Below are 13,256 nucleotides of genomic sequence, written 5' to 3'. Positions count from 1 at the left end.
TTTTACACAAAAGCATTAATCCTATGTAAATCACATAAGGTTAATGCTTTTTTATGCTTAAAACTTTAATAATGCCAAAGGCAATTATTTTAATCAATTCGCATGGTTGACTCCCTTTCCATAATATTCGTTTTTATGGTTTTAATTCTCGGATGTTTCACCTCATCATCATCTTCTTCTTTAGTCAATCTATCAATTAAAAAACGCATCGCTTGTTCTCCCATATATACACCATGCTGACTAACCGTGGTAACCCTAGGTGTAGCATGTTGTGCTAACTCCCCATTAGTGAACCCTACAATGGAAATATCTTTCGGAACTCCATAACCACTTTTCTTTAATATTTCCAAAGTGTCAATAGTTGCAGATTCCTCTAAGCACAATATGGCATCTACTTTTCTACTTCCAAGCACAATTTTTAAAAGCGTCTCTAAATCGTCATTTTTTCCAATTCTTAAAATCAAGTTCTCATCGACCAAAATATTTGCTTCTTTTAAAGCATCTTTATAGCCCTGAATTCTGAGTTTCCCAACACTGGTATGACTAATTATAGAGACAATAACTATATGTTTTCTTCCATTTTCAATAAAAAAAGAAGTAGCTTCATGGGCCGCTTTTAAATCATCCACAATTACTTTATCACATAAAATTTCATCTGTCACCCTATCCATCATAACCATGTCTACCCCATATTTTTTTGCTCCTTTAAAATGATCATATTGTTGTAATTTTTGAGTCTCTTCTGCAAGAGAAACAATAAAACCATCTACGGTACCTTTTAAAAAATAATTTGTGGCTTCAACCTCTTTAGCATAACTGTCATGTGAAATAGAAATAATTACATTATAACCATACTCATTTGCCACCCGTTCAACCCCACTAAACACTTTTGCAAAATATCTATTTAAAATATTAGGAAGAATGAGTCCAATAGTTTTAGTCTTTGACTTTTTTAATCCTAAAGCATAAATATTGGGCATATAGCCTTTTTCATTAGCGTATTCTTGAATTTTAATACGCATTGCAATACTAATGTCATGACTGTCTTTTAAGGCCTTTGACACCGTTGCAATGGAGACTTTGAATTCTTTGGCAATTTCTTTAAGAGTTATTCTCTTATTCATGAATATGCTTTTTGGGATAATTTAATTCTGTGGCTAAGTTAGTTTTTTATTACGATTTATGTTTTCTAAAAAACCTAATCCTTATGAGTAATTCTAATTTTCATTCTATTATTTGACTTAAAAATTCGCTATCTTTAATAGAAAAGGGCTTTTAAGTGATAAGTGTTATGCTACTTAAGAGCAAACAAAATTGCTAAATAATACACTATGCTAACAAAAGTTTTTGGCTCTGCCGTTTTCGGTATTGAAGCAACCACAATCACTGTAGAAGTAAATATTGACAAAGGAATTGGATACCATTTAGTAGGGCTCCCTGACAACGCGGTTAGAGAAAGTAGTTATCGGATATCTGCTGCTTTAAACAACATAGGCTACAAGTTGCCTGGCAAAAAAATAACCATTAATATGGCTCCAGCCGATTTGAGAAAAGAAGGTTCTTCATATGACTTAACGTTAGCTATTGGGATTTTAGCTGCCTCTAATCAAATTAGCTCAAATTTTTTAGAAGAATTTATCATCATGGGAGAACTTTCTCTTGATGGAAGCTTGCAACCGATTAAAGGGGCTTTGCCGATTGCGATTCAAGCACAAAAAGAAGGTTTCAAAGGCTTTATATTACCAAAACAAAATGCCAAAGAAGCAGCAATCGTTTCTGGACTTAAAGTTTATGGTATCGAAAATATAACAGAATTAATTTCATTTATTGATGGTAAGACAAACCTTAAAGAGACTAGCATAAATTTAGAAGAAGAAATAAACAAAACCTTAGACAATCCTGAGTTTGATTTTTCCGACGTAAAAGGACAAGAATCTATCAAAAGATGTATGGAAATAGCTGCTGCGGGAGGACATAATATTATTTTAATTGGTCCACCTGGATCAGGAAAGACAATGCTAGCAAAACGATTACCTAGCATACTACCACCTATGACTATGGAAGAGGCCCTTGAAACCACAAAAATTCATTCTGTAACAGGAAAAACAAAAGACAACTTTGGCTTGATGAACGAAAGGCCATTCCGTTCTCCTCATCACACCATTTCAGACGTCGCCTTAGTCGGTGGAGGTCAATATCCTCAACCTGGGGAAATTTCCCTATCCCATAATGGCGTTCTATTTTTAGATGAACTACCAGAGTTTAAAAGAACTGTTCTTGAAGTAATGAGACAGCCCTTAGAAGACCGAGAAGTTACCATTTCAAGAGCAAGATTTACCGTAACTTACCCAAGTAGCTTTATGTTAGTTGCGAGTATGAATCCGAGTCCAAGTGGATTTTTTAATGATCCAGATAGTCCAATGAGTTCCTCACCTCATGAGATGCAACGGTACCTTGGAAAAATATCTGGTCCTCTTTTAGACAGAATTGACATTCATGTAGAGGTTACACCTGTACCCTTTGAAAAACTAACAGAACTTAGAACTGGAGAACCTAGCATTACTATTAGAGAGCGAGTGATACGGGCAAGAATTACACAAACTAAAAGATTTGTAGAATTAAAGAATACTCATTACAATGCACAAATGTCTGTGAAGCAAATTCGAACATATTGTGCTCTAGATAACAAATCAAAAGAGCTTTTAAAAAACGCCATGGAAAAATTAAATTTATCAGCAAGAGCCTATGATAGAATCTTAAAAGTAAGTAGAACTATTGCAGATTTAGAAGGAGCAACCAATATCCAATCTCACCATATATCTGAAGCGATTCAATACCGAAGTTTAGATAGAGAAGGCTGGTTAAGTTAGGCCCTACTCTTTTTTAAATATACGTTATAGATTAGTCCGACCATAATCATTACAACCCCTAACAGAGTCCATAAATTATAAATTTCACCAAACCATAAAGCACCAATGGCGATCATAAACACAACTTCCAAATATTTTAATGGAGCAATCACACTGGTCTCATCAGACTGAAATGCTTTTGTTAAATACAACTGTCCAACATAACCAAACACACCTAAACTCAAAAGCATTACCCATTCCTGATAGGATGGACTTTTCCAGATATTTATAGACATTAGCCCTCCAAACGTAAAAGCCATTACCATAAAATAATTGATAATTACTAAAGGGTGTTCGGAATTTCCCATTTTTCTAATTAAAACAAAAATCAACCCAAGAGAAATAGCCGACATTAAAATAAACATTAGACCAATGGTATTAACATTGCCTCCAAAACCTTTGATCACCAAAACTCCAGAAAATGCAACCAAAAACAAAAACCATTGGATCGGTTTTATTTTCTCCTTTAAAAACAAAAAAGCAAAAATTGCTGCAAATATAGGCGACGTGTATCTTAAAGATACAGCAGTACCTAACGCTAAATAATTTAATGACTGAAAAAAACATGTGAGGGAAATCACACCTGCCAAACCTCTTGAGAGTAATAAAATTTTATGATTCCCTAAAATAGACACTTTTGATTTTAACAAAAGAGGAATTGTAAAAAAAAGAGTTCCAATAGATCTGAAAAAAAGTAATTGGTATGCACTAAAATCATTTAAATACTTTACTACTGTATTCATTAATGAAAATGCAATTACACTAAATATCATATATAGAATCGACTTTGTACTCTTCATCAAGGAAACTTTTGAAATTTAATTCTATCAAAAGTCAAAAATAGTACTAAAAACCGACGTATCTATCCTGAAAGTTAGATTATTAAAAAATCATCACATATAAATTATATTAACTTTTTTCAATTGCCTCTATAACTCCTAATGCAGCCTTTTCACCAGAGATAATAGCAGCATTTAATGAACCGTTTAACAATGTATCTCCCGCTAAAAACACATCTTTTGTCAGCCTAGTGTTTTCCGGCTTAATCGTGTATTTTATCCTCTTTAAATCGGGTAATGCATGTTCAATAAAATAATGTTTTAAAAATTTTAAAGAAGAAATATTACAATATTCATCAAGTTCCTTTTTTACTTTTTCGATTAATTCTGAAACTGATAAATTATGTTTTTTAACAATGGTAACAGATAATAATTCTTTTCCTCCAATGGCAGTTTGCAACTGACTCGTTGGATAAAATACATTATTCACCAAACAAGATTCTTCGGCCACCAAACCGATCAATGGTTTTTTAATGCTTCTCTTATCTGCTTCAAAATATAACGTATCGCAAGATTTCCATTTTTTGGGCTGTTTGTTCAGGCTTTGCATTATTCTACCTGGATCTGCTGCAATTATTGTATAATCCGTTTCAATTATTCCTCCATTTGAAAGTGTTATTTTACCTGAATCAATAGATGTAACCATTGTTTTGAATAAAAACTCTGTATCCTTCAACCTAGAGAACAACTGTTTAGGAATCGCTTCTATTCCCGACTTAGGCAACGCAGCATTTCCTTCTGCAAACATTTTATAGACAAACTCAAACATTCTACTAGAAGTATGTAATTCCGTTTCTAAAAAAATTCCACGAAAGAATGGTTTAAAAAAATCAAAAATAATTTGATCAGAAAACCCGAAATCCTTTAAATATTGTAAAGTTGTTTTTTCCTCTTTTAAAAAAATATCATTGATAGATATCTTTTTCAAAATGTTGTTTAATTTTAATATTTTCAATTTATCAGAAACAGAGCCAATCCCTGAAAAAAGAGTTGGTAGTAACAAGCTAAAATTCCTAAATGGATCTCCAATAATTTTTTTTGACTTGCCCTTAAAAATTGCGGAACCGGGAATAAAATGTTGTAAATCTAAATCATCATAATCCAAATATTTTTTTGCTGCGGGATAAGCTGTTAACAATACCTGAAATCCGCGATCTAATTGATAACCTTTGACTTTATCTGTTTTAATTCTTCCACCAGGACGATCACTAGACTCAATTAAAACAGGATGATATCCATGATTTTCTAAAACTAAGGCAGCAATAAGTCCACTTATTCCACCTCCAATAATGTGAATTTTCTTTTTCATAAGCATCAATAAGTTACAAAATTTCTCAACACACTAAAAAGATTACCCATAATATTCTAATTTCAGCGACAAAATTTTTAAGTTCATCATTTTAGAAATAAATTTTCTATTCGCTTTATAATTATTATTTTTTAAAAACTTTACAAAATTTCCATCGGCATGAATACTAAAATTACTTGTACTGTAAACAACTAATTTATAATAAGGAACTACCCAACTAAATCGCTCCAATTTTCTTGAATAATGCACAATAATTCCATTAGGACGTAATTCTATATTTCCATAATCTATTTCAGAGAATTGAAGTTTTCCTAAATCTAAATTTGAACTTAAAGAAGCTATCATAAATCTTGAAGAACCAATCCCTCCCATTTTTACTCTCTGTAAAAAGGAGAAAGGTTTGCCTACCAAACGCACGCTTTCCTCGTCAAATTCGTCATTTCTATAAGTTGTGTCAAAAACCATCTCTCTTTATTCTTTTAAGGTTCCTAAATATTCTCCTGCAATTTTTAAATGCTCATTTCTTTTCTCCTCAGGCATTTTATCAAACATCGCCACTAGCATCCGTAACCTTGGATTTTTAACAAAAAATGCTCGATGCGTATCCATAAACCTCCAAAAAAGTCCATCCCATATTTTTTGCCATGGTCCTTTTTTATAATTGCTCATTTTCATCAAATAGTTACTTCCACTTATATATGGCTTTGTAGACATTAAACCTCCATCAGCAAACTGACTCATCCCATATATATTTGGCACCATAACCCAGTCATAGCTATCAATAAATAATTCCATAAACCATTTATAAACTTCATCAGGATCAAATTCACACAAGAGCATAAAATTCCCCAAAACCATGAGCCGCTCAATATGATGACAATAGCCTGTTTTTAAAAGTTTTTTAATCGTTTGATCTACAGGTGGAATCCCGGTATTTCCACTATAAAACGAATCGGGAATTTTTTTATTAAAATTCCAAAAATTTCTCGTTCGTTCTTCAGTTCCTTTGGCAATATAAATTCCTCTAATGAACTCCCTCCATCCTATAATTTGTCTTACAAACCCCTCTATAGAATTAATTGGTATATCATTTTTTATCCCAAAAGAAACGCTTTGTTCAATAATTTTTTTGGGGCTCAACAAGCCTGTATTTAACATAGGGCTTAATACACTGTGATTTAAAATGGAATTATCTGAAACAATAGCATCTTCATAGGGGCCAAACTCTAAAAATCTGTTTTCCAAAAATTGCTGAAACCAGATCTCAGATTCCTTATAACTTGTAGGATAAGCTACATACTCTGTTAATTCGCCTAAGTTTGAAGAAAAATTATCTTCCACATAGTTAGTTGCCTCCTTATGAAAACGATTACTATCTGGATACATGACTATTGGAGGTGTTTTTTTTGCAGGGTATTTCTTTCTATTATCACTATCAAAAGTCCATTTACCACCCATTGGCTTTCCAATGGAATCCAATAAAATATTCATTTTCTTTCTTTGCTGTGTGTAAAAAGTAGTTTGGTGGAATTTTTTCTTATCTTTTTTAAAGAATAACTTCAATTCTTCATCTGTATTTATAAACAAAGGAGAATCATATACTTTACGTTCAATTTTATAATACTCACATTGATTAATCAATCTTTTTTGAAGCCAATCATCTGTAGGATCTATGTAGTTAATTAAAGAAATCCCTTCTTGCTTTATAGCCTCAATCAAATTTCGAACATCTGCATTTCTATCACTAGATTCTATATAGGTAACCTTACAGTTTTTTGATTTCAAAAACACCTGATATTGTTTCATTGAAGCTCTGTGAAATGCAATTTTTTGTTTGTGAAATGAGTACTGATTAAAAAACAAAAACTCTTCTACAAGGTAGAATTGAGCTTGATTATTTATCAAAACAGAATCTTCAAATAATTGATGCGGAAATACTAAATTTATTTCTTTCATTTCTTTTTATTTCGTTTACAACGCTCACTGCAATAAAGAACATCATCCCAGTGTTTTGACCATTTTTTTCTCCATGAGAAAGGACGATTACAAACCTTACATATCTTTGATGGCAAATGATGTTTTTTCATATTCTTTTATTCACATGAACCTCCAAAATCTTAACTCTCTCAGATTGAACCATTGGATGTTTTTTATGGTTCCATATTTTTTCTCTAGCAGCATTTGAACTTACTTTTAAGTCAACTATTGGCATCGGATAATCTGCTCCAATACGAACCTCACAAAACATTTGTTCCATCATGCTCATATTCCATGGTTCATGAATATAGGCCTCTGGGATATTTTTTAATTCTGGCACCCACTTTTTTATAAAAACACCTTTAGGATCTAGCTCTTTGGAGTTTTTTACCGGATTATACAGCCTAACCGTGTTAACACCTGTGGTTCCCGCTTGCATCTGAAATTGAGGGTAATGAATACCAGGCTCGTAATCTAAAAACAATCTCGCCAAATAATAAACACCTAACCTCCAATCTTGGTCTAAATTCATAGTCAAAAAAGAAACCACCATGGCTCGCATCCTAAAATTTATCCAACCCGTTTTTTTTAATGCTCGCATACAAGCATCTACTAATGGATATCCTGTCGTTCCATCTTCCCATGATTTTACATAAAAATCATTTTTTTTATGTTCTAATAATTCATAGCCAATATTTATGCAATGTGTTTCATAAAAACAAGCAACTTCAAATTTTTGCATAAAATGACAATGCCAATGCAACCTGGTTAACATACCTGAGAAAGCCCTGTCATTTGCGGTTCCATTTGGATGTGTCCCTACAAATTGAAAAACTTGTTTTACACTTATATTACCCCATGCTAAATAGGGAGATAGTCTGCTGCAAGAGACTCTACTTTCTGTTGGTTTAGATATATTTTTATGATAATCAAACCCTCGTTTGGCAACAAAAGAATAAAGATACTTCCATGCAAAATCTTCTCCAGCTGGTTGCAAATCCTTTGAATAATTTTTCAATTCAGAAAGTAACTTTGGTGATAAAGGAAAAGGATGCTCAAGCAATTTCAATACCGAAATTGAATATTTATTCACCTTTATGGGAGCGTGCATGGTAGCATGCCATTTCTCTGTCCATTGATTTCTGTTTTTTATTCCCCTAATAATTCCATCTCGCTGAAACTCCTTCCATAAAATATGTTGAATATCACAAAAAACTTTCACATTCTTATCTCTATTCCAAGTAAACTGAGTACCACTTTCTTGGTAACTAAAAATTTGATGAATAGCATACTTAGAATTTAAAAATTCAAATACTTGCAACGCCTCTGCTTCAAACACCTCAACTCTCCTTCCATACTCTTTAAACTTATCATTTAAGGTTAAAATAGAATGATACTGAAATTGTAGATGTCTAAGACTTGTATCTTGCTGTCTCATACAACTCGGTTCAAAAACAAAAATTACCAAATAAGGGATCTTTTGTTCTTCCGCCGCATACAACGCATCATGATCTTGATGTCTAAGATCCCGCTTTAACCATACTATATTTATCTTTTGCTTTTTCAATAGCTTAATTCCTTTTTACATTTTTTCCAAAAAGCAAAAAATGATGGATAATAGCCTTTCACAGAAAACATCCAATCTCTTTCTTCTTTGATTCCTTTATAATGTTTATTTAGAGGATGTTCTTTAAATCTTATTTTTTCCAAATTATATTCTGTTACAAGAGCATCAAACTCTCCTACATAAATTTGTATTCCAGAAATATTCTGAGCTAAAGACAACACAAAATCTAAAGTTTTCTGAGATATTGGGTATTTTTTAAACACTGATGGTTCTAGGAGTAAAATCCTATTTAAGGTCAATTCTTTTTTCCAAAGAGGATCTAAATTGTAAAAATTATAGATCAGAGTTGGCAACTTAGGATTTAAAACAATTTTTTTATTTTCTGGTAAGGGAGTCCTTAACCTTAAAATAGTACTTGTAAGTAACACTTCAGGTATTGATAAGTTGTCAAAATCTTCATAGGATACATCTAAAAAACTTTGTTTTTGATCATCAAAGCAAAAAGTATTAATATTCTCCTGATTCGCAAAATATTTCTTTTTACTATTCGAACCTGCCACCCATTGCCAACTTAAAGCATTACTTGCCCAATCCGCGTCTAATAAATGATAATACATCCATTGTGCCGGTTTTTTCCAATAATTTTTTCCAACATTACAAGCAATCGATGCAATATACATACGTACATGATTATGCAAATATCCCGTTTTATATAAATCTGAAATAGCCTTATCAATCACATTTATACCCGTTTTAGCTGTATGTAGTGCCGATGAAATACCATATGAAACTACATCTGTTTGTGGAGTCTTCATATCATAGTTGATACCATCTTCTTTATCTTTCCAAACCTGTTGCCAATAATCTCTCCACGCCAATTCTTGGATAAATTTCATAACCCTTTCAACCGGAAGTTCACGCTTCAACAACTCTTGATAAACAAATTTCGTTGAAATTACTCCTCGAGAAATATACGGTGAAATATAACTAACTGCTCCGTTTACATAGTTTCGCGTTTCACCATAGGAAATAGGATCGATCGCTTCTACTCTATCTAAAATAGACTTAAAATCGGTAGGGAAAATTATTTTTTTTACGCCACTTTTTTTCATGATCGCTTGGATATTTTATTACTCGAAATAAAACGTTGTCTTGAACATTTAAACCGCTTCATTTCTGAAGACCTTTTCTTTAAATGTTTACTACTAACACCACTATGCACTCTCTTTCTCCATCTTTTAAAACTGCTTTCTTTTAAATAAGAACGCATTATTTTAACAACCTCTTTTTCTTGAAGTTTGAACTGAAAATAAATAGCTTCAAAAGGAGTTCTATCCTCCCATGCCATTTCTATAATTCTATCAAATTCTCTGTCGCTCAATTTATGTTCATCTTGTAAATTCATATCTCTCTTGAATTATATTATAAAGATAAATATTTTTGTTTAATTAAATAACATTTTTGATAAACAAAAAAACAGCTGTTATTAATTTATAAAAAGACAGGAACCTCAGAAGAACAAAAAAAAGTAACACTTGTAATTTTTAATCAAAAATCTTAACTTAGAACAGTTGCAGAATTGTAACAAATAGTATGAACCTCTTAAATTTATTTGCTTATGTTACCATATAGATCAGAAATCAGAAATTCTCCCAAAGAACAAACTATAAAAATATATTTAAGTGATATTTCTCTTGACGCGCAACTTAAAACCTTATTAGAAAAAATAAAAGGAGTACGGATTGTAGAAGTTCAAGAAAGTATGAGTAGAAATCGAGTTAAAGAAAATTTAACCATCTTTAGGGATGAAGATATCTCTATCAATATCTTAAAAGAAAAGGTTGACGACTTTTTAGAAAGTTATTTTGAACGTGTAGATATTTAATCACAAAAAAACTCCTAGATTTCTCTAGGAGTTTTTTATTTATACTAAATAACTTGTTATTTCTCTTTGCTTACTTCAATATCTAAATTCTTAGAATCTTCTAGCATCATTTCTTCAACGGTTTGCTTTTCATGCTCATCCGGATTTGTAATTACAAATTCGATTCGTCTATTTTGTTGATGTTCTTCCTCGGTACATTTTACTCCATCAGAACAGGCATTGATTGGCTGAGTTTCTCCATACCCTTTAGAACTAATTCTACTTGCATCAATTCCACTTTGAATAATACCAACTCTTAAAACAGCTGCTCTTCTCTCAGACAAACTTAAATTATATTCTGCACGTCCTCTACTATCAGTATGCGCTTTAATATGTACTTTTATATGAGGGTACTTACGCATCAATAACACTACGCGTTTCGCAGCATTAAAAGACTCTGCTCGTATATTTGTTTTATCAAAATCATAATAAATAGGATCAACTCTCAGCATCATCTCACCCCTAGTCAAAATTATATCGGAAGGCGTTAAAAATAAATCAGCTGTTATCGTATCTAAATTATTTTCTGTTGTCTTCACAGATAACTCTGTACCTTCATACTGATCTTTTTCTGCTACTAACCTATAATTTGTGCTGCAATCCACGGCAAACTGAAATTCACCTTTCGCATTCGTTACTACACTATCTAATTTAAAATTATTCTCGTCCAACAAAAACACTCTTGCACTATCTAAAACAACACTAGATATTTGAGATTTATAAATACTATCTTTTTCCTTCCCTACTACAAGAGTACTATCCAAAGAAGCCTCATCTCCCTTACTATAAACAATCGTTTCATCTAGCTGTTTATTATCTTTTGTGAATAACCTAACCGTTGTAATAGTATCAACTTCGGTTTCAAATTCATGTGCAATACCTTTAATAATCTGACTGCAAGCAAATTTAAAAGTATATATATCATCATCCCCTTTACCACCTGGTCTATTAGAAGAAAAATAACCTTTGTTCTTGGTTTTATTAAAAGCAATGCCAAAATCATCACTATAACTATTCAAGGGTCTGGCAAGATTAACAACTGATTTTGTTGGCAGATGATCAACAAGATCAACCATAAAAACATCTAAACCTCCTTGTCCAATTTGATAACCATCGCTTGAAAAATACAATTCATTTTTCCACACATAAGGAAACATTTCTTTTCCTTCGGTATTCACATTTGGTCCTAAATTTTTCGGAATGCCATAACTTCCATCAGGGTTTATATCTACAACATATAAATCTGTTTTCCCATAACCTCCTGGCATATCAGAAACAAAATATAATTTTGTCTCATCATCACTAAGGGATGGGTGTCCCGTTTGATAATTTCTATTGTTAAATGGCATTTCAAAAATCTCCCACTCTCCTACCGAATCCTTTTCAGCACGATACAGTTCGATTAAATTTCTTCCTAAAGTATCCGTAACATATTTCTTTTTGTAGTAATTACTTCGAGAAAAATAAATTGTATTTTCATCCTTTGTAAATACCAAATCAGCATCATGATATTTGGTATTTACCTTTTCCGAAAATCTAGCAACAGAATCAAACGTTCCATCTTTTGTTAATTTTGCTTTATACAACTCAAGATAAGGCTGATGGTTTCCACTCCATTTTCTTTGCTTAATCGACCTGTCTCTTCTCGAGGAAGAAAACAACACTAAAGAATCTGAAAAATGAATCATACCAAAATCCTGATTTTTGGAATTGATATTAATATTTTTCACCACACATTCCTGTTCCTGTCCAAAAGAAGTAACAGAAACCAAGATGATCAATAAAAAGAATATATTTTTTTTAAACATAAATATCAGTATTAAAAGAATCTAGGACTTTTCATGTTACGTCGGCTAAAGCTATAAGTCAATATCAATTCATGTGATCCCGAATTATAGACACCAAAACTACTTGTTGAGTAATCATAAGCATACCCTAATCTCAATTTTTCAGAAGCCTGAATTCCTATCATGGCAGAAATAGAATCATCTATTCTATATGACAATCCTAACTCTAACACAGATTGAACCATCGCGTTTATTGACAGATCAACAGAGATTGGTGCACCAGACGTTCCTTTAATCATAGTAGATGGTTTTAACTTAAACTCATCCGTTACATCAAATACATATCCTGAAGTTAAAAATATTGGCATTTTTTCAGAAGCAACACTAGCCACTCCACTATCGTCTCCTAAATGTTTCGTTTCTAAAAAATTTGGTGCAGACAAACCGGCATAAAACTTATCTGTGTAATAATAAATTCCTGCCCCAAAATTTGGTGAAATTTGATTTACAGGAACATTCAAAGGATCGCCAGGAGTTACGGTTGATAATAAACCAATATCTAAAAATGTTGCACCCGCTTTTATACCAAAAGCCAACCTTCCTTCTTCTCCTGTAAACACAGTAAAAGAAAAATCACCATATACATTATTTTCTTTCACAGGCCCGATCTCATCATGAATCACTGAAAAACCTAGTCCTACTGCCCTTCCAACTGGCGCATCTAATGATAAGGTGGCAGTTCTAGCTCCGCCTTTTACACCTACCCACTGTGTACGCCCTAATAAAGTAAGTACCGGAATACCTCTAGATCCAGCATATGCAGGATTCACCACAGTCATATTATACATATACTGGGTATAATGAGGATCTTGCTGCGCTATAGAATCTAGAGCACTTAATAGCAGAACACTTATGATTAAAATTCTAAACTTTCCCATATATGA

13 protein-coding genes are annotated in these 13,256 nt (G+C 32.3%); 2 read left to right on the top strand and 11 right to left on the bottom strand.

Going from position 1 to position 13,256, the window contains the following annotated elements; genetic code table 11:
* Window positions 1–89 precede the first annotated feature (89 nt).
* A complete protein-coding gene (locus AC2DZ0_RS12295; protein ID WP_484642086.1) occupies window positions 90–1,124 on the bottom strand; it encodes a LacI family DNA-binding transcriptional regulator in 1,035 nt (344 codons plus the stop codon).
* A 207-nt stretch (window positions 1,125–1,331) separates the two neighbouring features.
* On the opposite strand from AC2DZ0_RS12295, the gene AC2DZ0_RS12290 reads away from it, so the two are divergent.
* Entirely contained in the window at window positions 1,332–2,870 is a 1,539-nt protein-coding gene (locus AC2DZ0_RS12290; RefSeq protein WP_484490350.1) for a YifB family Mg chelatase-like AAA ATPase, read from the top strand.
* Here the strand turns inward: AC2DZ0_RS12290 and AC2DZ0_RS12285 are convergent.
* From AC2DZ0_RS12285 to AC2DZ0_RS12250, 8 genes are all read right to left on the bottom strand, one after another.
* Window positions 2,867–3,709, bottom strand: a complete 843-nt coding sequence (locus tag AC2DZ0_RS12285) for a DMT family transporter (RefSeq protein WP_484642084.1) — start codon at window positions 3,707–3,709, stop codon at window positions 2,867–2,869. The genes AC2DZ0_RS12290 and AC2DZ0_RS12285 overlap by 4 nt on opposite strands.
* Before the next feature lie 109 nt (window positions 3,710–3,818).
* On the bottom strand, window positions 3,819–5,057 hold the full coding sequence (locus AC2DZ0_RS12280) for an FAD-dependent oxidoreductase (RefSeq protein ID WP_484642082.1): 1,239 nt from the start codon (window positions 5,055–5,057) through the stop codon (window positions 3,819–3,821).
* Between the two features lie 42 nt (window positions 5,058–5,099).
* Window positions 5,100–5,522 carry a hypothetical protein gene (locus AC2DZ0_RS12275; protein WP_484490347.1) on the bottom strand — a complete coding sequence of 141 codons (423 nt, stop codon included), beginning with the start codon at window positions 5,520–5,522 and terminating at the stop codon, window positions 5,100–5,102.
* Between the two features lie 6 nt (window positions 5,523–5,528).
* Window positions 5,529–7,013 carry a cryptochrome/photolyase family protein gene (locus AC2DZ0_RS12270; protein WP_484642080.1) on the bottom strand — a complete coding sequence of 495 codons (1,485 nt, stop codon included), beginning with the start codon at window positions 7,011–7,013 and terminating at the stop codon, window positions 5,529–5,531.
* Window positions 7,010–7,144 carry a DUF2256 domain-containing protein gene (locus tag AC2DZ0_RS12265; protein WP_484490345.1) on the bottom strand — a complete coding sequence of 45 codons (135 nt, stop codon included), beginning with the start codon at window positions 7,142–7,144 and terminating at the stop codon, window positions 7,010–7,012. The genes AC2DZ0_RS12270 and AC2DZ0_RS12265 overlap by 4 nt, the downstream gene beginning before the upstream one ends.
* Window positions 7,141–8,601, bottom strand: a complete 1,461-nt coding sequence (locus AC2DZ0_RS12260) for a cryptochrome/deoxyribodipyrimidine photo-lyase family protein (protein ID WP_484642078.1) — start codon at window positions 8,599–8,601, stop codon at window positions 7,141–7,143. Before AC2DZ0_RS12260 ends, AC2DZ0_RS12265 begins: the two co-directional genes overlap by 4 nt.
* Complete coding sequence (locus tag AC2DZ0_RS12255; protein WP_484642077.1) at window positions 8,598–9,713, bottom strand: FAD-binding domain-containing protein; 1,116 nt, start codon at window positions 9,711–9,713, stop codon at window positions 8,598–8,600. The genes AC2DZ0_RS12260 and AC2DZ0_RS12255 overlap by 4 nt, the downstream gene beginning before the upstream one ends.
* Window positions 9,710–10,006 (bottom strand): TIGR03643 family protein, encoded by a 297-nt coding sequence (locus tag AC2DZ0_RS12250; RefSeq protein WP_484642076.1) that lies wholly within the window; start codon window positions 10,004–10,006, stop codon window positions 9,710–9,712. The genes AC2DZ0_RS12255 and AC2DZ0_RS12250 overlap by 4 nt, the downstream gene beginning before the upstream one ends.
* 213 nt (window positions 10,007–10,219) lie before the next feature.
* On the opposite strand from AC2DZ0_RS12250, the gene AC2DZ0_RS12245 reads away from it, so the two are divergent.
* Window positions 10,220–10,486 (top strand): hypothetical protein, encoded by a 267-nt coding sequence (locus AC2DZ0_RS12245; protein ID WP_484642074.1) that lies wholly within the window; start codon window positions 10,220–10,222, stop codon window positions 10,484–10,486.
* Between the two features lie 56 nt (window positions 10,487–10,542).
* On the opposite strand, the gene AC2DZ0_RS12240 is transcribed toward AC2DZ0_RS12245, so the two are convergent.
* Window positions 10,543–12,333 carry an OmpA family protein gene (locus tag AC2DZ0_RS12240; RefSeq protein ID WP_484642073.1) on the bottom strand — a complete coding sequence of 597 codons (1,791 nt, stop codon included), beginning with the start codon at window positions 12,331–12,333 and terminating at the stop codon, window positions 10,543–10,545.
* 11 nt (window positions 12,334–12,344) lie between these two features.
* Window positions 12,345–13,250, bottom strand: a complete 906-nt coding sequence (locus AC2DZ0_RS12235) for a PorP/SprF family type IX secretion system membrane protein (protein WP_484490339.1) — start codon at window positions 13,248–13,250, stop codon at window positions 12,345–12,347.
* Window positions 13,251–13,256 lie beyond the last annotated feature (6 nt).

This window comes from Flavicella sp. IMCC45668 (genome assembly GCF_057219105.1).
The sequence above is the reverse complement of the archived record's forward strand: the minus strand, read 5'-3'. Positions and strand labels throughout refer to the sequence as shown.